Source organism: Komagataeibacter sp. FNDCF1 (assembly GCF_021295335.1).
Lineage (GTDB): Bacteria > Pseudomonadota > Alphaproteobacteria > Acetobacterales > Acetobacteraceae > Komagataeibacter.
The window spans coordinates 1,148,491-1,171,712 of the sequence record NZ_JAIWOT010000001.1 but is presented as its reverse complement, the minus strand read 5'-3'; the positions used below and the strand labels follow the sequence as shown (position 1 = coordinate 1,171,712).

The following is a 23,222-nucleotide window of genomic DNA, read 5'->3' as shown; positions in this document are numbered from 1 at the left end:
GAGTACATACGGTAACAGGCATGGCTGCATGCTACTGCCTGGCCCATGCCCACGATAGTCAAGGATTATTGCCTATTGTTACCTGTATTCCACCGCAGGGGACGCGGCCCGCCACAGGCGGGCCGCGTAGATGGAAATCAGGATGAACGCCGACGCAGGAAGGCCGGAATGTCCAGCCCGCCATCATCCTGCTGGGGCGTGCCGCCAACAGGTGGCTGCTGTGGCTGCGGCTGTGGCGACTGCTGGGGCTGGGGCTGGGGCGCCCGGGATGCTGCCTGCTGTACGGAGGGTTCCGCCCGCTGGGGGGGGGCTTCCGGCTGCGGCTGGGTGGAATGACGGCGGAGCGCGCCCGTCACGATTCCGAACAGGCTGCGGGGTGCCGCAGGCTGGGGTTCGGGGGCGGCGGGGCGCGCACCTTCCGTGAACAGGGGCGAGCGCGGGGAAGCGCTGCGCTGCGCCAGATGTGGCGGCACGGCATTGGGGGACGGAGCCTGTGGCGCGGCGGGACGCGGCGGCGGCGCGGCTGCATGGGGGGGGGCCGGTTGTGCGGCAGGCTGGGGGGCTGCGGCCTGCTGGGGGGCAGCCCCGGCTGGTGCAGCAGGAGCCGCCGCCTGCGGGGGCGTGGCCGCTTCCGGCTGGGCCGGGGGCTGTGCTGCTGCGCGCGTGGGCGGGTTGTCGATGCCCGTCGCCACCACGGACACACGGATGCGCCCGTTGAGCGAGGTATCGATGGCGGAGCCGAAAATGATGTTGGCGTCTTCGGCCACTTCCTCACGGATACGGTTTGCGGCCTGGTCCACCTCGAACAGTGTCAGGTCCTCACCACCCGTGATGTTGATCAGCAGGCCCTGCGCGCCCGCCATGGATGTATCTTCCAGCAGCGGGTTGGAAATGGCGTCCTCGGCGGCGGCCACGGCGCGGTTTTCGCCCTCGGCCTCGCCCGTGCCCATCATGGCCTTGCCCATTTCCGCCATGATGGTGCGGATATCGGCAAAATCCAGATTGACCAGCCCCGGCGCCATCATCAGGTCGGTCACGCCACGTACGCCCATGTACAGCACGTTGTCCGCCATCTTGAACGCGTCTTTCCAGCTCGTGCGCTCATTGGCCAGACGGAACAGGTTCTGGTTGGGGATGACGATCAGCGTATCGACGAACTGCTGGAGTTCCGCAATGCCCGCATCCGCCGACTTGGAACGGCGCTGTCCCTCGAACGTGAAGGGCTTGGTCACCACGCCCACGGTCAGGATGCCCCGCTCACGCGCCATGCGGGCAATGACGGGGGCCGCACCCGTGCCGGTGCCACCGCCCATGCCCGCGGTGATGAAGACCATGTGCGCGCCATCCAGATGGCGCGAGAGTTCATCGCAGGCTTCTTCCGCTGCGGCACGCCCGATCTCGGGCTTGGCCCCGGCCCCCAGGCCCTGCGTCAGGTGGGGACCAAGCTGGATCCGCCGGTCGGCGCTGCTGTAGGAAAGCTGCTGGGCGTCGGTGTTGGCAACAACGAATTCCACGCCCTGCAACTGCGACTGGATCATGTTGTCCACCGCATTGGTACCACCGCCGCCAACCCCGATTACAGTGATTCGGGGCGTGAAATCGGAATGATTCTGCTGCGGGATGGTCAGGTTGAGGGTCATGCTTGGCTCCCGATGGATTGGGGTAGGCGTGCGGGCATTCTAGTAATCAAAGTACAATAAATGGTTTCCATCCAAGATTATACCCTGTCACGGATGAAATCTACAAAACGTCTCACGAGGCCGCCGGGACGGGCATCATGCGTGTCCGGCTCCCCCATTTCATCGGCGGCACCCGCGGCCCATGCCAGCAGTCCCGCCGATGTGGAGAACATCGGCCAGGTCGCCGGGTTTTCCGGCAGGCCCACAATTCGGCGTGGGCGGCCAAGACGGACCTGCCGGTTGAGGATGCGCGCCGCCATTGGCCCGATTCCCTCCAGAAGCGATCCGCCGCCCGTCAGGATGACCCGCCCGTCGGATGCGGGGCCGACGGCTGCCATTTCCAGCCTGTCACGTACCATTTCAAGGGTTTCCTCAACGCGGGGATGGATGATCGAGACAATCTTTGCGCGGGGAATTTTGACGTAATGATGGTCGTTATCGCCAATCAGTTGCACAAGGATGGGATCATGGTCGTCGCCCGCCAGCAGTTCGGCCGAACCATGCATGGTCTTGAGCCGCTCGGCATTGTCGATGGATGTGGACAGCCCGTGGGCGATGTCGCGCGTGATGTGCAGCCCGCCTACCGGGATGGTGGCGGTATGCAGCAGCCGCCCTTCGCCGAACACCCCGATGGACGTGGTGCCGCCGCCCATGTCCACCACCGTGGCGCCAAGGTTGCGTTCATCCTCGTTCATCACCGCCAGGCCGGAGGCCAGCGGGGAGGAAACCATCCCCTCGATCTTGAGCTCCACGCGTGACAGCACGGCTTCCAGGTTGCGCAGCGCCGTGGTGTTGGCGTCGATCACATGCAGGCGCGCGGACAGCAGGTCACACAGATGGCCGCGCGGGTCGAGTACTTCCTGCGTGTCATCCACCGCATAGTCCAGTGGCAGGGTATGGATGGCCGACCGCCCTTCGGACACCGCGCGCAGGCGGCCTTCGGCAATGATGCGACCGACATCGGTCTGGGTGATCGCGCGCCCGCCTATGGCCCAGCGCGCGTTGATGTGCCTGCTCTCGGGGTGGCCGCACGACAGGTTGACGAAAATGGAATCCCGGCGTTCCGTCGCCATGTCCTCCGCCTGCGCCACGGCGGCACGGATCGCGCTTTCCGCCTCGCGCAGGTCCACGATCCCGCCCGAGCGCACCCCGTGGGAGCGTCGCCACCCATGGCCAAGGATCCGGATGGTATTGTCGGGCTCCCCGCGTCCGATCAGGCAGACGATCTTGGTCGATCCGATATCAAGCACACTGAACGGCCCGGTCCGCAGCCTGCGTGTGGGCATGCGTTCGGCTGCCGGGACAAGGGCTGTCGCCGCACGTGTGCGTGGCACCCGCGCGGGCACGTTGCCCGCACCCCGGATCGCGGGTACGGGAGCTGCTGGCGCCGTGCGTGTTACGGGAAGGCTCGCCTTGAGCGGTCCCGGCACTGGGTAGGTCATGCCCGCCTCCGTCTTGGGCCGGTATCGGGTGAAGAAAGCCATGGTACATCAGGGGCCTGTTCCCCCGTGGGGTCCGCCTGTGGCTGCGTGTCGCCCTTGTCGCGCTCATTGTCGTTCGGGGCAAGGGGGGATTCGCGTATGATCAGGCGGTCGGGCAGGCGCATGTCTATGGCGATAACCGGCCGGTCCAGTATTCTGATATTTTCCTGCAATTGTGCAAGCCGCTTCAGCGCCGCGACTTCCTCCCCCTCCGGCAGGAGGATGATGGTGCCGTTGCGCAGCGTCAGGTTCCACCGGCGCTGCCCCACGCGGGATGCCGCCGCCACATGGGCGCGCACGTCGGGCTGGGCGGAAAGTTCATCGATCAGCGCCGCCGCCGCCGTATTGGCATCCGGCCCCACCACCAGCGGCAGTTGCATGAAGGCCTCGGCATCCTTGCCGGTCATGCCCTGGTCGCGCACCTGGTTGCCCTCGCGGTCGATCAGCATGAAATGCCCGTGATTCTGCCATACGGCAAAGGGGCGACGCTCGAACAGGTGGATGATGATGGTACCCGGCAGGTGGCGCTCCACCACGGAATGGTCGACAAAGGGCAGGGCGTCGATCCGTTCACGCGCGGCGGTGATGGAAAAGCCCAGGATGAAGTCCCCCGTCCGTACGCCCAGTGCCTGCTGAAGTGCCGCTTCGCTGGTCAGCGTGCAGCCGGTCACGTCGATTTCGGTAATGCGCAGCGGCAGCATGTTGATGATCCGCCCGCGCAGCGCCGCGAAACGTGCGTCGGAACCGAAATGCCGCAGCGCGCTCACGCACCCCGCCCCCAGCGCCACAACGACCAGCAGCAGCACGAACGGCCGGAGCAGGCGTTTCTGGCGGCGCAGGAAGATCGAGAGCCGGGATGGCCGGTCACTGCTGTCGGTCGGTCGTCTCATGTACGGCAGGTCGCGTGGTCGATCATCCACTGGCACAGGGTTGCATAATCCATGCCGCAGGCCGCCGCCTGTTCGGGCAGGAGTGACGTGGGCGTCATGCCCGGCTGGGTATTGGTTTCCAGAATGACCAGCCGCCCCGGTGCATCCGGGCCTGTTGTATCATCATAGCGGAAATCGGTGCGGCTTGCCCCCCGGCAGCCCAGCGCCCGGTGGGCGGCCAGTGCCAGCGTGCGCGCCTGCTCGAAGGCATCGGGATGGATTCGCGCAGGCAGTTCGTGGCGGGAGCCGCCTGCCGCGTATTTGGCTTCGTAGTCATAAAAACTGGGGCCGGTGGCGGCGGGGGTTATGTCGGTAACCGTCAGGGCGCGGTCGTCCAGCACGCCTACGGTCAGTTCCCGGCCGGGGATGTATTCCTCCACCAGCAGGTGGCTGCCATGGGCCCAGCCCCGGGCAATCGCGCTGCGGCGGTTGCTGCCCGCATACACGATTTCCACACCCACTGATGACCCCTCGTTCACCGGCTTGACCACATAGGGTGCGGGCAGCGGGTCGGCGGGTTCCAGTTCCGCCGGGGTCAGGAGCATGCCGGTGGCGACCGGTAGCCCGGCTGCGGCAAACACCGTGCGCGCGGCATCCTTGTCCATGGCCGTGGCCGAGGCCCGCACGCCGGAATGGGTATAGGCAATGCCCATCCAGTCTAGCACGCCCTGGATCGACCCGTCCTCGCCAAAGCGGCCGTGCAGCGCGTTGAACACGGCATCGGGCCTGTGGTCATGCAGGTCGCGCACGATGGCGGACAGGTCGGGGCCCGCATCGATGCAGCGCACGTCATGGCCAAGCCCGCGCAGGGCTTCGGCCACGTTGCGCCCGCTGTTCAGGCTGACCTCACGCTCGGCGGACATGCCGCCCATCAGCACGGCAATCTGGTGGCGGCTCATGCCGGGATTCCCGTGCCGGCATGCGCCGGGCGGCCGATCCGCTTTATTTCCCAGCGCAGGGTCACGCCGGTATGCCCGTGTACCCGGCGGCGGACCGCATCGCCCAGCCCTTCCAGATCGGCGGCGGTGGCATCACCGGTATTGAGCATGAAGTTGCAGTGTTTCTCGCTCATCTGGGCTCCTCCCACCCGCAGGCCACGACAGCCTGCGGCATCGATCAGTTCCCATGCCCTGCGCCCCGATTCGTCAGGGTCGGGATTACGGAAGGTGGACCCCCCGGTGCGCGCGCGTACGGGCTGGGCTGCTTCACGCGCGGCCCGTATTTCCCCAATGCGCTGACGGATGGCGGCGGGTGGTGCATCCACCGCCGCAAGCCGCACCCGCACCACCACGGACTGTGGGGGCAGGGTGGCGTGCCGGTAGCCAAAATCGAGCGATGCGGCAGGCAGGCGCAGCAGACGCCCGTCGCGCGTGACGACTTCCACCCAGTCAAGCACCGTTGCCATGTCCGACCCGTAGGCCCCGGCATTCATGGCCACGGCGCCCCCGATGGAACCCGGGATGCCTGCCAGGAATTCCAGCCCCGACAGTCCGGATTCCGCCGCGTGTTCGGCCACCGTCATGTCCAGGCACGCGGCACCGGCCACCAGTCCCTCGCCATCACGCGTGATGGTGGAAAAGCCACGCGCCAGGCGGATGACCATCCCGTCAATCCCGCCATCGCGCACGATCACGTTGGAGCACGCGCCCAGCGGCAGCACGGGCACCTCCAGCGGCAGGCGCTGCATGACCTGCGCCAAGTCTTCGGTGCTGGCGGGCTGGAACAGCACTTCCGCCGGCCCGCCCACGCGGAACCAAGTGCGCGCGCCCAGCGCGGCCTGCGGCGTCAGGCGCCCGCGGGGGTGGAAATCATCCGTATCCAGAACCTGTGCCCATTGCGGCAGGGGGATGTCGGTCATGAATGGGCATCCGCCTTCTGGGCGGGGGCATGGGCAATGCCCTGCAGGTCGGCCAGCTGGGCGGGCAGCGCCTGCGCCCAGTTGGTGATGCTGCCAGCCCCCAGGCACACCACGAAGTCACCCGGCCGGGCGATGGCATTGATCATCTCCGCCAGGTGTTCCGGACCCGGCAGCGGCACGACGGAGCGGTGACCCCGCTCGCGCAGGCCCTCGACCAGCGCGTCACGGTCCATGCCCTCGATCGGCTGTTCGCCCGCGGCATACACATCGGCAATGATCACGGTGCCCGCATCGTTCATGCAGGTGCAGAATTCGTTGAACAGGCTTTTCAGCCGGGAATAGCGGTGCGGCTGCATCACCGCGATCACGTTGCCCGCCCCCGCCTGGCGTGCGGCCTTGAGCACGGCCGCGATCTCCACCGGATGGTGTCCGTAATCATCGATGACGGTGATGCCTCCGGTCTCACCCGTGCGGGTGAAGCGGCGCTTGACCCCGCGGAAGGCGGCAAAGGCGGAGCGGATGGTGGCGTCGTCTATCTCCATCTCGGTGCCCACCGCAATGGCCGCCAGCGCGTTCTGCACGTTGTGGTGGCCCAGCATGGGCAGGCGGAACGGCCCCGCCCGGCGTGAACGGTTGCGGGTGCGGTTGGTGATCACAACCTCGAACGTCGCCCCCAGCTTGTCGGTAATCACCTTTTCCGCCCGTACGTCCGCCTGCGGGGAGAAGCCGTAGGTGATGATCCGGTGGTCCGACAGGCGCGGGATCATCTGCTGCACCGCCGGGTGGTCGATGCACAGCACCGCAAAACCGTAGAACGGGATGTTGGAGACGAACTGGTCATACGCCGCCTGCATGGCTTCTTCCGTGCCCCAGTGGTCCAGGTGCTCGGGGTCCATGTTGGTCACGACCGTGATGACCGAGGGCAGGCGCAGGAAGGAGCCGTCGCTCTCATCGGCCTCCACCACCATCCAGTCCCCCGAACCCATGCGGGTGTTGGTGCCGTAGGCTTCGATGATGCCGCCATTGATGACTGTGGGGTCCAGCTTTGCCGCTTCCAGTACGGCGGCGACGAGGCTGGTCGTCGTGGTCTTGCCATGCGTGCCGCCCACCGCCACCGACCAGCGCAGGCGCATGAGCTCGGCCAGCATCTCCGCCCGCCGCACCACCGGGATCAGGCGCGCGCGCGCGGCCACCACTTCGGGATTGTCGCGCTGCACGGCGGTTGAGGTCACCACCACCTGCGCATTGCCAAGGTTGGCCGCATCATGGCCGATGGTGACGGGAATACCCGATGCGCGCAGGCGGGCGACATTCGCACTCTCCGCAATGTCGGAACCCTGTACCGCGTAGCCAAGCATGTGCAGCACTTCGGCAATGCCGGACATGCCGATGCCGCCAATGCCGACAAAGTGGATGGTGCCAATGGAAAGGGGCAGGGCTCTCATGGGGTCAGGTCTCCGTATTCGCGCAGGCGGAATTAAGCGGGGTGGGGCAGGTCAGGCAAGCGGGCTTCTATCATGTCGGCCAGACGGGCGGCGGCATCGGGGCGGCCAAGGCCGGCCGCTGCCTGCGCCGTGCGGGTCAGCAGGTCGCGGTCGGCCAGCAAGCTTGCCAGCCGTTCGGTCAGCGCCTGCGCGGTAAACTGCGGCTGGCGGATCATCCACGCCGCCCCCGCATCGACCAGCGCCTGCGCGTTGGCGCCCTGTTCATCGCGTGCGGCGATGGGCAGCGGCACCAGCAGCGACGGGCGGCCCGCCACCGTCAGTTCCGCGACCGATGAGCCACCGGCACGGCCAATGACAAGATGGGCCGCATGCAGCCGCTCCGGCACATCGCCCAGGAACGGGGCGACAATGGCGGGAATGCCGGCCGCGCGGTAGGCGGCGCCGACACGCTCCACATCCTCGGCCCGGGCCTGCTGGGTCACCTGCACGCGCGCGCGCAGGGCAGGGGGCAGGGCGGTCAGCGCCGGGGGCACCACATCGCTGAACACCCGCGCGCCCAGCGATCCGCCCCAGACAAGCAGGTTGATGACCCCGTTGGAGGGGGTGTAGCCTTCCCCCCCCAGTGCCGCGATGTCGCGCCGCACGGGCATGCCGGTCAGGGTGGCGGGAATGCGCGCCGGTACACCGGCCACCACGGGAAAGGATGTGGCGATTCCGTCCATCCGCCCGGCCAGGAAGCCATTGGCCTTGCCCAGCACGGCATTGCCTTCATGCAGGAACAGGAGCGGCCGCGCGGACCGGGGCAGGAGACTGGCCCCCAGCAGTGGCGGCACGGAGGGATACCCCCCGAAGCCGATGACGGCGGCGGGCCTGATGCGGCCCAGGATGGCGCGTGCCTGCATGGTGCCCCGCGCCAGCGCCAGCGCCGCCCGGCTGGCGCGCATCATGCCGCGCCCGGCAATGCCCGCACCGGGCAGGACAAACTGCTGGCGCCCGGCAAAGATGCCTGTCCTGCGCGTGCCCGCGCGCCGGTCGGTCATCAGAAGGATGTCATGCCCCCGGCGCACCAGTTCACAGGCCAGCGCCTCGGCGGGGAAGAAGTGGCCGCCGGTACCACCGGCCGCGACAGCAATGCAGTGACGGGTCATGACGGGACTTTCTGCGATGGGGAGGAGGCAGGCCCGAACAGCAGGTCATCCCCCATCCGGTTGCGGGTCAGGGCCAGGACCATGCCGATGGTCAGCGCCACCGACATGGCGGAGGAACCGCCATAGGAAATGAAAGGCAGCGTCATGCCCTTGGTCGGGATAAGGTGAAGCGTCGACCCCATGTTGACGAATGCCTGCAGCCCGAACCCCGTCACCAGCCCGGCCGTGGCCACCGCGATGAAGGGATCCTTTTCATGCAGCAGCTTGAGCAGCGTGCGGATGACGATGGTGGCGAACACGCCAATGATGAACAGGCAGACCAGCATGCCGAATTCCTCTCCCGCCACGGCAAACACGAAGTCGGCATGGGCGTCGGGCAGCAGGTCCTTCACCCGTCCCTCACCGGGGCCACGGCCCAGCAGGCCGCCATTGCCAAAGGCGCGCAGCGCCGTATCGATCTGGTAGTGGTCCCCCACGGCCGGATGCAGGAAGCGTTCGACGCGGGAGCGCACATGCGGAAACACCATATACGCGCCGGCAAACGCCGCGACCATGCTGGCCACGCCCGCCCCCACCAGGAACAGGCTCATCCCGTCCAGGAACAGCTGGGTCAGGAACACCGTCGTGATCACGCTCAGCATGCCGATATCGGGCTGTGACTTGAGCAGGAACAGCACCAGACCGAACAGGCCCAGGGCCACGGCCAGACCGGGGAAATACGTTTTTACCCGCCGCTGGGTCAGAAGCCAGGCCGTGATCACGGCGAAGAAGGGCTTGAGGAATTCCGATGGCTGGACCGACATCATGGGCAGCGCGATCCATCGTCGCGCGCCCTTGATCTCGATGCCATGGACAAGTGTCAGGAATGTCGCCCCCAGCGCCAGAACGAAGCCGACCCACGCCGTGATCCGTACCCCGCGCAGCGAGAGCAGTGATGTGGAGATGACAATCACCAGCGCCAGGATCAGGAAGCAGACCTGCTTGAAGATGAACATATCGCGCGAGGCGCCGATACGCACGGCCACCGCCGGGCTTGCCGCCAGCATCAGGATATAGCCGAACCCGATCAGGATACCCACGCAGATCAGCGTGATCCGGTCGATGCTCCGCCACCACTTCGCTGCCCAGGAGGTGTTTATGCGTGACAGCCCGCTCATTGTGCAGCAGGCCCGTCCGGATCGGGGGCCAGTGCACGGACAAGTGCCGCGAAATGCGCGCCACGTGCCTCAAACCCGCTGAACTGGTCAAAACTTGCGCAGGCGGGGGAAAGCATGACCACATCCACACCCAGCGCGCGCGCGGCTTCCAGCGCTTCGGGCACCGCACGTTCCAGCGTATCGACAATGCGGTGGGGAATATCGTGCCGGGCCAGGGTCGCGGCCAGTACCGGCGCGTCGCGCCCGACCAGCAGGGCCAGCGCCACACGACCGAACAGGGGGGCCAGTTCCTCTATCCCGCCAGCCTTGGCCATGCCGCCCGCGATCCAGATCATCCGTTCGTGGCAGGCCAGTGCGCGCGCGCTGGCGTCGGCATTGGTGGCCTTGCTGTCATTGATGAAGTCTATGCCGCCAATCCGGCCCACCTTCTTCTGCCGGTGGTCCAGCGCGCTGAACGTGGCCAGTGCCGCTTCGACCATCGCGCGCGGCATGCCCAGATGCACGGCCATGGCCGTGGCGGCGGCGGCGTTCTCACGGTTATGGGTACCGGGCAGTTCCGTCACGCCATCCAGGTCGGCAATCACGCCGCCCTGGTCGCACAGTGCATGGGCCGTGCAGTAGTAATCACACTGTTCGACATCCGCCCCGCTGACGCAGGCAATGCGCGTGCGGGTTGCGGCAAGCCTGCGGTGCAGGCGTACGTAATCGGGCAGCGTTGCCCCCAGTACCGCCAGGTCGCCCGCGTGCTGGTGGTCGAATACATGCAGCTTGGCTGTCTCGTAACCTGCCATGTCGCCATGGCGGTCAAGGTGATCGGGCGTAAGGTTGAGCAGGCAGGCGGCGTTGAAATGCATCTGCTCGAGGCGTTCGAGCATGTAGCTCGACATTTCCAGCACGTACACCCCGTCATCCGGCAGGAGCGGCAGGCCGAGCGCGGCAGGCCCCAGATTGCCGCCCGCCGCTACCGGTATGCCGCAGCAGGCCAGCATGTGGGCCAGCAGGACTGTTGTGGTCGATTTGCCATTGGTGCCGGTAATGCCCGCAAACCGCGCGCGGCTGCCTGTCGCCCGCACGGCGCGGAACAGCAGTTCCGCATCCGAGACGATCGGCACCCCGGCCTCCACCGCCATGCGCGCCAGCGGATGCGGGGCAGGCAAAATATGCGGGATACCCGGTGAGAGCACCAGCCCCGCCAGCCCGGTCATGCTGGTGAAGGGCCCGACCTTCAGCCGGGGGTGGGCGGGCAGGGCCGCACGGCTGGCGGCATTGTCATCCCAGGCATGGACGCTGGCCCCCATGGCCAGCAGGGCCGCCACGGCCGCGTTGCCGTTGCGGCCCAGGCCCGCCACGCCATAGTGGTGCCCTGCGAACAGGGTGGGGGGGAAGGGCGTGCTCACCGCAGTTTCAGTGTGGCCAGACCACACAGCCCCAGCACGATGGACACGATCCAGAACCGGATGACGATCTTGGATTCAGCCCAGCCCTTCTTCTCGAAATGGTGGTGCAGCGGTGCCATCAGGAACACACGCCGCCCGGTGCGCTTGTACCAGAACACCTGGATGATGACCGAAAACGTCTCCACCACGAACAGCCCGCCCACGATGCACAGTACAAGCTCATGCTTGACCGCAATGGCCACGGCCCCCAGCGCGCCGCCCAGCGCCAGCGACCCCGTATCCCCCATGAACACGGCGGCAGGTGGCGCGTTGAACCACAGGAAGCCAAGCCCCGCCCCCACCAGCGCGGAGCAGAACACCCCGAGTTCCCCCGTGCCGGGCACGGCATGCAGTTGCAGGTAGTCGGCAAACACGTGGTTGCCCACCAGATAGGAAATGAGCGCGAACACAAGGGCCGCAATAATGACCGGCACGATGGCCAGCCCGTCCAGCCCGTCGGTAAAGTTCACGGCATTGCCAAAACCGGTAATGGTGATCATGGCAAACAGCGGAAAGGCGTAGCCTAGCGGCAGCAGCAGGTCCTTTACGAACGGGAAGGCAAGGTGGTTGGCAAGGTCGGGCGGCATCATGTGTTCCAGCCAGATCCCGCCAATCAGCGAGGCCCCGAACTCGCACCCCAGCCGCATCCGCTTGGACACCCCGTCCGTGTTGCGGCGTGACAGCTTCAGGTAGTCATCGGCGAATCCCACCGCGCCAAAGGCCAGCGTGACCAGCATCACCGCCCAGACAAACCCGTTTGTCAGGTCCGCCCACAGCAGGGTGGAGCCGAACAGCGAGAGCAGGATCAGCACGCCGCCCATGGTGGGGGTGCCGACCTTTTCGATCAGGTGGCGTTCTGGGCCGAGCGCGCGGATGGGCTGGCCGCCGCGCTGGATGCGGCGCAGCTGCGTGATCAGCGGGGTGCCCAGGCACAGGCTGATCACCAGCGCGGTCAGGCACGCCGCACCGGAACGGAACGTGATGTAGCGGAACAGGTTGAGCACGGATGTATGGGCCGTGGCATGCTGCTGGAACAGGTCATACAGCATCAGGCCGGTCCCACCCGCGCATCATCCGCCTGCAGGGCGGTCACGACATGGCGCATGCGGCTGCCAAGGCTGCCCTTGATCATGACCGTGTCACCCGCGCGCAGGGCCGCACGCACCAGGGGGGCAAGCTGCCCCGAATCAGGGGTCCACCCCCCCTGTAGGGAAGAAGGCAGGGTGTCGAAAAGTGTTTTCATATTCGGGCCGCAACAGAAGACAGTATCCGCGTTTGCGCGGATGGCAGGAAGAAGGGAGACATGCTCATGCCCCGCGAACGCGCCCAGTTCAAGCATGTCACCCAGAATGGCGACACGCCGCCCGGTGGCAACCAGCCCCAGCAGGTCCAGTGCCGCCCGGACGGACGCGGGTGAGGCATTGTAGCTTTCATCCAGCAGGGCAACCTTGTCCTGCATCACCTTTGTGATGGCCCCGCGCCCCGCGCCGGGGCGGAAGTGGCCAAGACCGGTGACCGCGCGCGCCATGTCGGCGCCCGCGGCGCACGCGGCACCCAGCGCCAGCATGGCGTTGGTGGCCATGTGCATGCCGGGCGCCCCGACATGCGCTCGGCCCTGCCAGCCCGGCATGTCCAGGCTGAAATCGCTGCCTTCCGCCGTGGCCTGCACCGCACCGGGCACAATGCTACATCCCGTCTGCGTGCCCGCCCGCCACAACGTGGCCCCCGCACGGTCCGCGTTCCGTGTGAAATATGTCTGGCCCGTTATGCCATCGGGAATGATGCCGATGCCACCCGTGGGCAGCGCCAGCAGGATCTCGGCCTTTTCACGCGCAATGGCATCCACGCTGCCCATCAGCCCGAGATGGGAGGAGGCGACCGTGGTCACCACCGCCACGTCGGGCCGCACCATGGCGGTCAGCGGGGCGATCTCGCCCGCATGGTTCATCCCGATCTCGCACACGCAGTAGGCGGCTTCCGCGGGCAGCCGCGCCAGCGTGAGGGGTACGCCCCAGTGATTGTTGTAGGACGCCACGGCGCAATGCGTGGGGCCACAGGCGGCCAGCGCCGCATGCAGCATGTCCTTGACCGATGTCTTGCCCACGCTGCCGGTCACGGCCAGCATGCGGCCCGCAAACCGCGCGCGGGCATAACGCGCCATGTCCTGCATGGCGGCCAGCGTGTCGCCCACGCGCACGATGCGCGGGTCCGCGCCACAGTCCTGATGCGCCACCACGGCGGCCGCCCCGGCGTCCAGCGCGCGGGCCACATGGTCGTGCCCGTTGCTGTTCTCGCCCTGCAGCGCGATGAACACATCGCCCGGGCGCAGTGTGCGCGTGTCGATCGACACACCGGTGCCCGTGATGTCGGTGTCGGAAGATGATGCGAAATACCCCGATGTCGCGGCCAGCAGGTCCGCGCGGTTCCATAGCAGTGTCATTCAGTCCCCATCAGGTCACGGATCACCGTGGCATCATCAAATGGCAGTACGTCGTGGCCGACTGTCTGGCCCTGTTCGTGGCCCTTGCCCGCCACCACCAGCACATCGCCCGGCCCCAGCATCTCCAGCCCGGCCGCGATGGCCTGCCGGCGGTCACCGATCTCGATGGCGCCGGGGGCGGCGGCCATGATGGCCGCGCGAATGGCGGTGGGTTGCTCCGTGCGCGGGTTGTCATCGGTCACGATCACCCGGTCGGCCAGCCGGGTTGCGATGTCCCCCATTACCGGGCGCTTGCCCCGGTCACGGTCACCGCCCGCGCCCATCACGATGACAAGCCGGCCCGGCGTATGGGGGCGGAGCGAGGACAGCAGGCGCTCGATGGCGTCTGGCGTATGGGCGAAATCGACATAGGCCGCCGCCCCGCTGTCCAGCACGCCCGCCCGCTCCATGCGTCCGCGCACGCCATGCAGCCGCGGCAGCAGCCTGGCTGCCCGGTCGGGTGCGGTGTCATCCCTGTCCGCCATGGCGCACGCCAGCAGCATGTTGTCCACCTGGAAGCGGCCGACCAGCGGTACTTCCATTTCCCGCCTGCCCGCCGGGGTGAGCAGATGCAGCACCTGTCCCGCCGGTGTGGGCCTTGCGTCGAGCAGGCGCAAGGTCCTGCCCGCCATGCCGGTGGTGCGCAGGACCAGCCCGCGCCGTGCCGCGACCGCGCGCAGCGCGTGACATGTGGTTTTATCCATGTCCGCATTGATTGCGGCAATGCCCCCTTCGGGCAGGATGGTGTCGAACAGGCGGAGCTTTGCCGCGCGGTAGTGTTCGCGCGTGCCGTGATAGTCCAGATGATCGTGGGTCAGGTTGCTGAAACCCGCCGCATACGGTGCCAGCCCGTCCAGCCTGCGCTGCGCCAGCCCGTGCGAGGAGGCTTCAACCGCCACATGCTCCACGCCTGCTTCCGCCATCGCACCCAGCAGGCGCATCATGCCCACGCTGTCCGGCGTGGTCAGCACGGGCCCGCAATCGGGTAGCGGGCAGGGGGCGATGGCCCCCAGCGTGCCGATCGTGCCCGCCTGCATGCCCTGCAGGCTCCAGATCTGGCGCAGGAATTCCGCCGTGCTGGTCTTGCCGTTGGTGCCGGTAATGGCGGCGATGTGCGTGGGCAGGCGTGGCGTCAGCGCACGGGCGATGCGCGCAAGGGTGGCGCGCGCATCCGCAACCATCAGGCACACTACCCCTGACGGCGGCGTAAACGTGGCTTCGTCGTCCACCAGCACGGCGCGGGCCCCCTGCGCGCAGGCCTGCGCCACATAGGCGCGCCCGTCACCATGCGTGCCGCGCAGGGCGGCAAAGATCATGCCCGGCCCGATCTTGCGGCTATCGGCGGAAATGCCGTGAATGTCGAGCGTGCGCGCATCGACGGGCAGTATGATGTCCACCCCCGCGCGGTGGAGGAGTTCAGGCAGGTGCATCCGTTTCATCCCCTGCCGGGTACGGGGCGGGCGGGCAGGACGGAGCGGTCATTGGCCGCATGCTGGGCATGGCCTGCAAGCTGTGCCGCCTGTGCCGCGTCACGGGCGTGGGTACGGGCGGTGGCATGCGTGCGGGCTGCCGTCGCGGCGGCACTTTCGCGTTCATGTTCATGCAGGCGGGCGGTGCCGGGGTCATTGCCCGGCCCCAGCGCGCGGTAGCCGCGCGGCACGGCAGGCTTCATGGGAATGGCCAGTGACGCCTCGATGGTCGCCTCATGCTGCGTATCGGGGAACAGGCCCAGCATGGGCGCGATGCGTGTGATCATGTGGGATGCCGTGGGGGCGGCGTTCCATCCCGCCGTGGTCCAGCCATGGGTCTGGGCGGTGGGCTTGGGACTGTCGAGCATGACGTAGATGGCATAGTGCGGCGCGTTCATGGGAAAGATGCCGGTAAAGGCGGACACGTTTACATGCTTGAGGTAGCCGCCATGCGGGCCGATCTTTTCCGCCGTACCGGTCTTGCCACCCACGTAGTAGCCGGGCGATTCCGCTTTGCCGCCCGTGCCTTTGGTCACGTCCAGCCGCAGGATCCTGCGCAGGATGTCGGAATTGGCGGCCGAGATCAGCCGTTCCGCATCCGGCGGGACGGTCTGCGCGGCATCAGGCGCGCCATCGGTGCTGTCGGCGCTGGCGGCCGCACTGGCCACCAGCGTGGGCCGGAGCAGGAAACCGCCATTGGCCGTTGCCGCCGTACCGCGCACGATGGAAAGCGGTGGTTCGGCCACGCCATGGCCGAATGCCACGGTCATGGTGGTGGAAACACCCCAGTTGGCAACCGAGGGAATGATGGGCCGCCCCGCTTCGGGCAGTTCGATCGGCACGCGGGAGAAGAAGCCCATCTGGCGCAGCCACGCCTGCTGGCGGGCGGACCCGGCATCAAGCGCGATATGGGCGGCGGCGGGGTTGGAGGAATAGGCCATGACTTCCGGCAGTGTCAGCCAGGGGTCGAAATGATCGTTCTTCATGTCCGAAATGGTGAAGCGGCCGATCTTGATGGGCGTGCTTGGGAAACGGTCCCAGATATGGGCGATCCCTTCCTGCAGCGCCATGGCGGTGGTCTGGAGCTTGAAGGTCGAGCCGGGTTCGTACATGCCCGTCACGGCCCGGTTGAACCGTGAATCGGGTGAGGCATGGCCAAAGTCATTGGCATCGTAATCGGGCAGGCTGACCATGGTTATGATCTCGCCCGTGTGCACATCCATTACGATGGCGCAGGCGCCAATGGCCTGGAACGTGTCCATGGCGGCCTGCAGTTCGTCATGCACCACATTCTGCACCCGCACATCAACCGACAGGCGCAGCGGCGTGCGGTCACCATCCAGACGCTTGTCAAAAAAGCGCTCCACGCCCGCCACGCCATGGTCGTCAATATCCACGCCACCCAGGATCTGCGCGGCCACGCGGCCCATGGGGTAGCGGCGCCGCTCCCCCGGTTCGAAATAGACGCCGGGAATGCCCAGGTTGTTGATGGCCAGTTCCTGTGCCGGGGAAATGTCGCGCGCCAGATACACGAACTGCTTGTTGAGCGACAGCCGCCGCCGGGTCTCGGCCTCGTCCAGCGTGGGCAGTGCGCCCTTCAGCCTGTGGGCCGCATCCGCCGCGTCGATCATTTCCTGCGGGTTGGCATAGACCTGCGCCACGGGCAGGGACATGGCCAGAACCTGCCCCGTGCGGTCGATGATCGAGGCCCGGTGCACCTGCGGCAGCGCCACATCCCCCGCGATCATGCCCTTGGGGTCGCTTTTGGGAATGGGGGGGACCTGCGGTGCGATCTGCTGCTGCTGGGGCGGCATGGGGCGGATGATGGTGGCGACCGTAAGCTTGATGCCAATGGCCGAGAACAGGACACAGAATACCCCGGCCACCACCAGCAGCCGCGCATGCATGCGGTGCTGCGCCATAATGGTACGCAGGCTTCCCGTTATGGGGGAGGAAGCCTGCGTACCCTGGGCGGTTCGGTCATGGGGCGTGCTGTTCATGTATGTTCCGGTCGGGGAAGCCGGTCGGGGGATGGCATCAGTTGTTGACAGGCACCGGCGGGGGCAGGGCGGTTACATGCGGCGTACCCAGCGAACTTCCCCCCATGATGCGGGGGGCCACCGCCGGGCGCCATGCCGCTTCGGCTATGTTCTGGCTGCGCGGGTGGTAGCTGGCCGCATTCACATGCGCACCGGCCAGGATGCTGTCACGCAGGCTGGGGGTGCGGGCCGGTTCGGCCGCTGCCAGGTGTTCGGCCACATGGGCATGCTCCGGCGCGCGTGGCGCGGGATGGACATCGTTCTGGGCCAGGGCGCGGGCCAGCGCGTCATGCGCCACGGGCTGCGGATCGGTATGGCGGGGGGCGGGGGATGTGACATGCGGGGCGACCGGGGGCGCATGTGCAGGCAGCGCCACGGTGGTATCGTGCGGCGTTGGCTGTACATGGTCAGCCGCAAGGGTGGCCACCATGGTGGCGCGCGGCGCGGGAGCCGGGTGGGACGGCGGGCTGCCGACGGCGGGCAGGTGATCGGCCAGGGCGGACATCTGCACGAACTGCGCGGGCGTTACGGGCTGGAGCCCCCTGTCGTAGCGGCTGGCGAGCGTGCCCAGCCGGTCGGGCTGGTTCAGCATGGCCCATTCGGCGCGCAGCATCGCCGTCTGGGAGCGGGTATGCTCCGTCTGCTCCACAATCTGGGCGATCTGGTGGTCGAGCGCGGTCGTCTGCTGCTTCTTGTTGTACAGAAACAGGCCAGACGCTGCTGCCACTATGGCAAAGAACAGGGTGACAAACCGACTCATTCGGCAGGTTCCGATTCTGGAATGGAGAGGGGGGCAATGCATTCCATCGCGCGCAGTCTTGCGCTGCGTGCACGTGGATTACGGCGGGTTTCTTCTGCTCCGGGCCGGATGGGGCGTCCGGTCAGGAGCCTGAAGCCTGTGGGGCCGGCGCGCTCGGTCATGGCGCGCGGGTCATGGCGCGAAGGGGCGGGCACGCGCCCCGCGGCAAGGGCCATGGCCTGCTTGACCAGCCTGTCCTCCAGCGAATGGAACGACACGACAACCAGCCGGCCACCCGCCGCCAGCAGGTGCCGTGCCTGTTCCAGCACACGCCTGATCTGCCCCAGTTCGTCATTGACGTGAATGCGCAGCCCCTGGAACGTGCGCGTTGCGGGGTCGATGCCCGAGCGGTCGGGCCGCACCACGGAGCGCACGACATCAGCCAGCTGCGTGGTCCGCAGCAGGGGCGATCCGGCACGGGCGGCCACGATGGCGCGCGCGACCCGGCGCGAGAGCCGTTCCTCGCCATAATGGTAGATGATGTCGGCCAGTTCATCTTCGGGCAGGGTGTTGACCACGTCGGCCGCCGTGGGGCCGGTGTCGCCCATGCGCATGTCCAGCGGCCCGTCCATGCGGAAGGAAAAGCCGCGATCCGCCTCATCAATCTGGTAGGACGACACGCCGAGGTCGAGCACGATGCCATCCACCCGCGCCACACCCGCATCCGCCAGCAGGGCGGCCATGTCGGCAAAGCCGCCGTGCAGCAGGTGCAGGCGTGGCGTGCCATCGGCCGTGATGTAGGTGGGGGCCAGTGCCTGCCCGCGCGCAATGGCGGCGGGATCGCGGTCGATGCCCCACAGCTGGCACGCGCAGGACGCCAGGATGGCGCGCGCATAGCCGCCACCGCCAAACGTGCCATCCACGTAGCGGCCGCCATCATGCGGGGCGAGGTATTCCATCACCTCGGCCAGCATGACGGGTACATGCCCCGGGTCATGGGGGGGGAAGGAGGCGTTCATGATGGCGTGCCCGTGCTGGCAGCCCCCCGGCCCGCCGTCAGGCTGCGGGCGCGGAGACGGGCGGCGGCGCGGCGTTCTTCCGCCGCCTGCGGGTTCCAGATCTGGAAGGTGCGGCCAAGCCCCATGAAGGTGACCTGATCCGTAAGGCCCGCATGGGCGCGCAGTGTGTCGGGCAGCAGGATGCGGCCTTCCCTGTCGGCCTCGAATGGATAGGCGTCGGCATAGAGCGCGGTGGCGAGGTCGTCGTGATCTTCGGAAAAGATATCCATTTCATCCAGCGGGCGGGTCAGTGCGGCAAAAGCATCGGCGGGCCATGCCTCCAGGCAGGGATGCAGATGGGACGGACGCAGGATGGCCAGCGGCTCGCCCGATTTGGCCCTGGCACGCAGCGCCGTGCGGAATGCGGAGGGGATCGAGACCCGTCCCTTTGCATCCAGCCGGTTCTGGTGTGTGCCCAGGAATACACTCACGCTGCGCGATGCCCTCCCTTGGCATGAATTTCAGGAACCGTGGATTCCGTGCTGGCGAAGGCCGCCTGTGGGCCGCAGTCATCCTGTATCCGGCATGCGCATGGGATAACATGGGATTTCATGGGCGGTCAATTAAAGATGTAGGAAAGATGGCTGAAAACTACAGTTATTTGAGCACAGACAGGATGCGGCACAGGTAAAGAACCCAATTGGCATGCAATATGGCAGCAATGTGCCGTGTTTATGATTTGTTCTTTGTTGTTAATACTTGTAAACAACTCTGGGTAGCAGGCGCCAATGGCGCCTGCGCGTAATGGAACAGGAAAAGATGCCAGACGGTCTGTAAGCCGGGTTCTGTCCGCCCATGGGGCGGGACGGTCATTCCTCTGCGATGTGCCTTGCAGCACACCTTGCGCGACCAACCCGAACGACGGGGCGGAAACCCCTGATGGCGCCCTGCGGCCCATCCGCCGTTCCTATTCGGTCTTGCTCCCGGTGGGGTTTGCCCTGCCATCCATGTTGCCATGCATGCGGTGCGCTCTTACCGCACCGTTTCACCCTTGCCCCCAACACGGCCCGTATTGCTACGGACATTGCCGTGGGGGCGGTCTGTTTTCTGTGGCACTGTCCCTGGGGTCGCCCCCGCCGGCCGTTAGCCGGCACCGTTTTTCCGTGGAGCCCGGACTTTCCTCCATCGCGTGGCACAAACCACCCGACAGCGACCGTCCGACCGTCTGGCATGCGGAAACTGGCGGTGCATGCCCCTGGCGTCAAGCGATAAATGGTATGGCGGCCTGCTGCCGCGCCTGCAAGCCCGATTTCCCGCCGCCGGAGTGCGCCCGATGCCCCTTTCCACCCCGATGTCCCGTCCCGGCCTGCTGACCCGCCTGCTGCTGGGGGGCATGAAGTGGGCCTCATCGCGCCGCCGGGACGAAACACCCCATACGCTGGAGGACATACGCCGCAGGCTCGACCGCCCATGTTTTCCCATGGGGCTGTCCGCCTTGCAGGTCCGGCGCGTGATCGACTGCCGGGTGCCGGGGCAGGCGGGCCTGCTGCCCGCGCGGCTGTACGTGCCCTATGGGCGGGTGCACGGGGTGGTGCTGTACATGCATGGGGGCGGGTATGTGCATTGCGGGCTGAACTCGCATCACGGCATATGCTGCAGGCTGGCGCGGCAGTCGGGGGCGGCGGTGCTGTCCATCGCCTACAGCCTGGCACCCGAACACCGCTTTCCCGTTGCGGTGGAGGACTGCTGGGCCGCCCTGCAATGGCTGGCAGGCGAGGCCCACCGCTGGGGCGGCCCGATTGCGGTGGCGGGTGACAGCGCGGGCGGTACGCTGGCCGCCGTCCTGGCGCAGATGGCGCGCGACCGGGGCGGGCCGGAACTGGCCATGCAACTGCTCTATTATCCGTCACTGTACGGGGAGCGCGCGGTACCCTCGCGGGAGGTCTATGCCCATGGCCACGTGCTCTCGACCCGACTCATGGAATGGTATGCGGAGCAGTATGTCCGCACGCCCGCCGACCTGCGCGACCCGCGGCTGGCCCCCATATTCGCCCCTTCGTTCGCGGGGCTTGCGCCCGCGGTTATCGGGCTTGCGCAATGCGACCCCCTGCATGACGAGGGAACGGGATATGCCGCCGCCATGCAGAAGGCCGGCAGTCCGGCCCGGACCCGCACATGGCGGGGCACGGTGCACGGGTTCCTGAACTTCTATTCCGTCCTGCCCGCCGGGCGGGAGGCCATTCATTACGGCGCGAAGGCCCTGCGCCATGCGCTGCGGACTGCTAGCGGGGCAACGGGTGGAACACGCCCGGACTCTGCCAGTCCGTCAGCGCCTTCTGGTCAATCCGGTCGATCTGCAGCGTAAACAGTTTTGGCAGGGTGTTGCGGCCACCGGGGCAGGTGCCGGAATGTTTTTCCATCACATCGATATGCGTGGCGTCCGGCGGGTCGTTGCCGTTGAGCACGAACAGCAGGCAGTTGCCGGAATCGGACGTCATGCCGTTATGGGTGACGATGGTGCGGTAATGTTCGACCAGCGCGGTGTTGTCGAACCAGCTGGTGCGCGAGAAGGTGATTTTATCCGCCGCCTGGTCCAGCCAGCCCATGCGCCCGACCAGGAAGACAAGGGCCGCCATGGGCACGAGCATGAGCACGCGGCGGATGATGCGCTGGCGTAGCGTGACCGGTGCGCGCCTGCGTGACAGACGCGGCGGCGGGGAGGAATCCTGTGCCATGTGGATTGCTAGTTCTTCATGTCCTCATGCCACAGGTGCCCCGACTGGGAGAGCAGGTTGCGTGCGCCCTCCGGCCCCCATGTGCCTGCGGGATAGGGTTCAAGGGGTGCCTTGTTTTCCTTCCAGCCCTGCAGGATCGGGTCGATCCAGCGCCATGCGGCGGCCACCTCGTCGCGGCGGATGAACAGGATCGGATCACCACGCACCACGTCCAGCAGCAGCCGCTCATACGCGTCAGGGTAGCGGATGTTGAAGGCTTTCTCGAACTCGATGTTGATGTCGGCCTTGCGCAGGGCCAGGCTGTCGGTAGGCGTCGGGTCCTTGGTCGAGACCGAGAGCATCATCCCCTCATCGGGCTGGATGCGGATGATCAGGCGGTTGGCGTCAGGCCGGTTGGCAAAGATCGACCACGGCGCGCCGCGGAACTGGATCACGATCTCGCTTGACTTCTCGGCCATGCGCTTGCCTGAACGCAGGTAGAAGGGCACCGTGCCCCACCGCCATGTCAGGATCTCGGCCTTCAGTGCCACGAAGGTTTCCGTCTCGCTGGTCACCCCTTCGCCCAGGTCCTCGAGGTAGCTGCCCACCGTGCGTCCGCCAATGGTGCCGCGCATGTACTGGCCGCGCGCGGTATAGATGGCCACGTCGTCCGCCTCGATCGGCTTGAGGGCGTGCAGCACCTTCAGCTTCTCGTTGCGCACGCTGTCGGCGCCCAGCGATACGGGCGGGTCCATCGCCACCAGGCAGAGCACCTGCAGCAGGTGGTTCTGGATCATGTCGCGCAGCGCGCCGGAGCGGTCGTAATAGGGGCCACGGTTTTCCACGCCCACGGTCTCGGCCGCCGTGATCTGTACGTAGTCGATCGCATCGCACGACCACAGGCGCTCGAACACCGGGTTGGCAAAGCGCAGGGCGATCAGGTTCTGGACCGTCTCCTTGCCCAGATAGTGGTCGATGCGGAAGATCTGGTTTTCGGGGAAGTGGCGGCCAACGCTGTCATTGATTGCCTCCGCACTGGCAAGGTCGGTCCCGATCGGCTTTTCCAGCACCACGCGGGACTGGGGCGTGATCAGGTCCTCATGGCTCAGGTTCTCGCAGATCTGGCCATACAGGCTGGGTGACGTGGCCAGGTAATAGACCCGGATGCGCCCCGGCGGCACGCTGCCCAGCAGGGTTTTCAGCGCGGGCCAGTCACTGTCCGCCTCTGCCCCGTTCAGGCTGACATAATGCACCATGTTCACGAACCGTGCGACCGTGGCGTCGTCCAGTGCCTTGTCCTTGACATGTTCGCGCAGCGCCTCCGTGGCGCGCTGCTGGTAGTCGGCGCGCGAAAGGGCGGAACGGGCGGTGCCGATAATCCGGGAATCATCGGGGATCTGGCCGTCACGGTAGCGGTGGTAGAGCGCAGGCAGCAGCTTGCGCATGGTCAGATCCCCTGTCCCGCCAAAAACGATGTAGTCAAAGGTATCAACGGGTGGAAGATGTGCCATGGAAGTTGGCCTCCTGCCTGTATAATGTGCCGTGCGTGCCGGGGGGCATGCGTGGGGTTGGGGCATGCCGCAAAAGCTGCATACGGGCTGCCACTTCGATTACGGCCCGCCTCTCCGGCCTGTCAAGTTGGCATTGACCA

Annotated in this window: 19 protein-coding genes and 1 other RNA gene; 1 reads left to right on the top strand and 19 read right to left on the bottom strand. The window is 66.8% G+C overall.

Features of this window, described 5'->3' with window-relative positions; genetic code table 11:
* Positions 1-137 precede the first annotated feature (137 nt).
* The 17 genes from ftsZ to rnpB form a co-directional block, all read right to left on the bottom strand.
* Positions 138-1,640 (bottom strand): cell division protein FtsZ, encoded by a 1,503-nt coding sequence (gene ftsZ, locus LDL32_RS05495; protein WP_233065025.1) that lies wholly within the window; start codon positions 1,638-1,640, stop codon positions 138-140.
* Between the two features lie 77 nt (positions 1,641-1,717).
* Positions 1,718-3,121, bottom strand: a complete 1,404-nt coding sequence (ftsA, locus tag LDL32_RS05490; RefSeq protein ID WP_233065024.1) for a cell division protein FtsA — start codon at positions 3,119-3,121, stop codon at positions 1,718-1,720.
* Complete coding sequence (locus tag LDL32_RS05485) at positions 3,118-4,050, bottom strand: cell division protein FtsQ/DivIB (RefSeq protein ID WP_233065023.1); 933 nt, start codon at positions 4,048-4,050, stop codon at positions 3,118-3,120. The genes ftsA and LDL32_RS05485 overlap by 4 nt, the downstream gene beginning before the upstream one ends.
* Positions 4,047-4,988, bottom strand: coding sequence for a D-alanine--D-alanine ligase (locus LDL32_RS05480; protein WP_233065022.1), 942 nt, complete (start codon positions 4,986-4,988; stop codon positions 4,047-4,049). The genes LDL32_RS05485 and LDL32_RS05480 overlap by 4 nt, the downstream gene beginning before the upstream one ends.
* Positions 4,985-5,947, bottom strand: a complete 963-nt coding sequence (gene murB, locus LDL32_RS05475) for a UDP-N-acetylmuramate dehydrogenase (protein ID WP_233065021.1) — start codon at positions 5,945-5,947, stop codon at positions 4,985-4,987. Before murB ends, LDL32_RS05480 begins: the two co-directional genes overlap by 4 nt.
* On the bottom strand, positions 5,944-7,392 hold the full coding sequence (gene murC / locus LDL32_RS05470) for a UDP-N-acetylmuramate--L-alanine ligase (RefSeq protein WP_233065020.1): 1,449 nt from the start codon (positions 7,390-7,392) through the stop codon (positions 5,944-5,946). The genes murB and murC overlap by 4 nt, the downstream gene beginning before the upstream one ends.
* A gap of 32 nt (positions 7,393-7,424) precedes the next feature.
* A complete protein-coding gene (locus LDL32_RS05465) occupies positions 7,425-8,540 on the bottom strand; it encodes a UDP-N-acetylglucosamine--N-acetylmuramyl-(pentapeptide) pyrophosphoryl-undecaprenol N-acetylglucosamine transferase (RefSeq protein WP_233065019.1) in 1,116 nt (371 codons plus the stop codon).
* On the bottom strand, positions 8,537-9,697 hold the full coding sequence (locus tag LDL32_RS05460) for an FtsW/RodA/SpoVE family cell cycle protein (protein WP_233065017.1): 1,161 nt from the start codon (positions 9,695-9,697) through the stop codon (positions 8,537-8,539). Before LDL32_RS05460 ends, LDL32_RS05465 begins: the two co-directional genes overlap by 4 nt.
* Entirely contained in the window at positions 9,694-11,094 is a 1,401-nt protein-coding gene (gene murD, locus LDL32_RS05455) for a UDP-N-acetylmuramoyl-L-alanine--D-glutamate ligase (RefSeq protein WP_233065015.1), read from the bottom strand. The genes LDL32_RS05460 and murD overlap by 4 nt, the downstream gene beginning before the upstream one ends.
* A complete protein-coding gene (gene mraY / locus LDL32_RS05450) occupies positions 11,091-12,182 on the bottom strand; it encodes a phospho-N-acetylmuramoyl-pentapeptide-transferase (protein WP_233065013.1) in 1,092 nt (363 codons plus the stop codon). The genes murD and mraY overlap by 4 nt, the downstream gene beginning before the upstream one ends.
* Positions 12,182-13,573 carry a UDP-N-acetylmuramoyl-tripeptide--D-alanyl-D-alanine ligase gene (gene murF, locus LDL32_RS05445; protein WP_233065011.1) on the bottom strand — a complete coding sequence of 464 codons (1,392 nt, stop codon included), beginning with the start codon at positions 13,571-13,573 and terminating at the stop codon, positions 12,182-12,184. Before murF ends, mraY begins: the two co-directional genes overlap by 1 nt.
* Positions 13,570-15,042 carry a UDP-N-acetylmuramoyl-L-alanyl-D-glutamate--2,6-diaminopimelate ligase gene (locus tag LDL32_RS05440; RefSeq protein WP_233065010.1) on the bottom strand — a complete coding sequence of 491 codons (1,473 nt, stop codon included), beginning with the start codon at positions 15,040-15,042 and terminating at the stop codon, positions 13,570-13,572. Before LDL32_RS05440 ends, murF begins: the two co-directional genes overlap by 4 nt.
* A gap of 5 nt (positions 15,043-15,047) precedes the next feature.
* The gene (locus LDL32_RS05435) at positions 15,048-17,081 is read right to left on the bottom strand and encodes a penicillin-binding protein 2 (protein WP_233065009.1); all 2,034 of its coding nucleotides are present in this window, start codon (positions 17,079-17,081) and stop codon (positions 15,048-15,050) included.
* A gap of 37 nt (positions 17,082-17,118) precedes the next feature.
* Complete coding sequence (locus LDL32_RS05430) at positions 17,119-17,880, bottom strand: ABC transporter permease (RefSeq protein ID WP_233065008.1); 762 nt, start codon at positions 17,878-17,880, stop codon at positions 17,119-17,121.
* Positions 17,877-18,878 (bottom strand): 16S rRNA (cytosine(1402)-N(4))-methyltransferase RsmH, encoded by a 1,002-nt coding sequence (gene rsmH / locus LDL32_RS05425; RefSeq protein ID WP_233065007.1) that lies wholly within the window; start codon positions 18,876-18,878, stop codon positions 17,877-17,879. Before rsmH ends, LDL32_RS05430 begins: the two co-directional genes overlap by 4 nt.
* A complete protein-coding gene (gene mraZ / locus LDL32_RS05420; protein WP_233065006.1) occupies positions 18,875-19,348 on the bottom strand; it encodes a division/cell wall cluster transcriptional repressor MraZ in 474 nt (157 codons plus the stop codon). Before mraZ ends, rsmH begins: the two co-directional genes overlap by 4 nt.
* A gap of 327 nt (positions 19,349-19,675) precedes the next feature.
* Positions 19,676-20,086, bottom strand: an RNA gene (rnpB, locus tag LDL32_RS05415) — RNase P RNA component class A.
* Positions 20,087-20,190: 104 nt separating this feature from the next.
* Between rnpB and LDL32_RS05410 the strand changes: the two genes are divergently transcribed.
* The gene (locus LDL32_RS05410; protein WP_233065005.1) at positions 20,191-21,222 is read left to right on the top strand and encodes an alpha/beta hydrolase; all 1,032 of its coding nucleotides are present in this window, start codon (positions 20,191-20,193) and stop codon (positions 21,220-21,222) included.
* On the opposite strand, the gene LDL32_RS05405 is transcribed toward LDL32_RS05410, so the two are convergent.
* The gene (locus LDL32_RS05405; protein ID WP_233065004.1) at positions 21,140-21,592 is read right to left on the bottom strand and encodes a hypothetical protein; all 453 of its coding nucleotides are present in this window, start codon (positions 21,590-21,592) and stop codon (positions 21,140-21,142) included. The genes LDL32_RS05410 and LDL32_RS05405 overlap by 83 nt on opposite strands.
* Before the next feature lie 8 nt (positions 21,593-21,600).
* On the bottom strand, positions 21,601-23,082 hold the full coding sequence (gene zwf, locus LDL32_RS05400; RefSeq protein WP_233065002.1) for a glucose-6-phosphate dehydrogenase: 1,482 nt from the start codon (positions 23,080-23,082) through the stop codon (positions 21,601-21,603).
* Positions 23,083-23,222: the final 140 nt, after the last annotated feature.

Bases quoted from the DNA above. Each gene is read 5' to 3' on its own strand.
- ftsZ (WP_233065025.1), bottom strand. From the start codon at position 1,640: ATGACCCTCAACCTGACCATCCCGCAGCAGAATCATTCCGATTTCACG.
- ftsA (WP_233065024.1), bottom strand. From the start codon at position 3,121: ATGACCTACCCAGTGCCGGGACCGCTCAAGGCGAGCCTTCCCGTAACA.
- LDL32_RS05485 (WP_233065023.1), bottom strand. From the start codon at position 4,050: ATGAGACGACCGACCGACAGCAGTGACCGGCCATCCCGGCTCTCGATC.
- LDL32_RS05480 (WP_233065022.1), bottom strand. From the start codon at position 4,988: ATGAGCCGCCACCAGATTGCCGTGCTGATGGGCGGCATGTCCGCCGAG.
- murB (WP_233065021.1), bottom strand. From the start codon at position 5,947: ATGACCGACATCCCCCTGCCGCAATGGGCACAGGTTCTGGATACGGAT.
- murC (WP_233065020.1), bottom strand. From the start codon at position 7,392: ATGAGAGCCCTGCCCCTTTCCATTGGCACCATCCACTTTGTCGGCATT.
- LDL32_RS05465 (WP_233065019.1), bottom strand. From the start codon at position 8,540: ATGACCCGTCACTGCATTGCTGTCGCGGCCGGTGGTACCGGCGGCCAC.
- LDL32_RS05460 (WP_233065017.1), bottom strand. From the start codon at position 9,697: ATGAGCGGGCTGTCACGCATAAACACCTCCTGGGCAGCGAAGTGGTGG.
- mraY (WP_233065013.1), bottom strand. From the start codon at position 12,182: ATGCTGTATGACCTGTTCCAGCAGCATGCCACGGCCCATACATCCGTG.
- murF (WP_233065011.1), bottom strand. From the start codon at position 13,573: ATGACACTGCTATGGAACCGCGCGGACCTGCTGGCCGCGACATCGGGG.
- LDL32_RS05440 (WP_233065010.1), bottom strand. From the start codon at position 15,042: ATGCACCTGCCTGAACTCCTCCACCGCGCGGGGGTGGACATCATACTG.
- LDL32_RS05435 (WP_233065009.1), bottom strand. From the start codon at position 17,081: ATGAACAGCACGCCCCATGACCGAACCGCCCAGGGTACGCAGGCTTCC.
- LDL32_RS05430 (WP_233065008.1), bottom strand. From the start codon at position 17,880: ATGAGTCGGTTTGTCACCCTGTTCTTTGCCATAGTGGCAGCAGCGTCT.
- rsmH (WP_233065007.1), bottom strand. From the start codon at position 18,878: ATGAACGCCTCCTTCCCCCCCCATGACCCGGGGCATGTACCCGTCATG.
- LDL32_RS05410 (WP_233065005.1), top strand. From the start codon at position 20,191: ATGCCCCTTTCCACCCCGATGTCCCGTCCCGGCCTGCTGACCCGCCTG.
- LDL32_RS05405 (WP_233065004.1), bottom strand. From the start codon at position 21,592: ATGGCACAGGATTCCTCCCCGCCGCCGCGTCTGTCACGCAGGCGCGCA.
- zwf (WP_233065002.1), bottom strand. From the start codon at position 23,082: ATGGCACATCTTCCACCCGTTGATACCTTTGACTACATCGTTTTTGGC.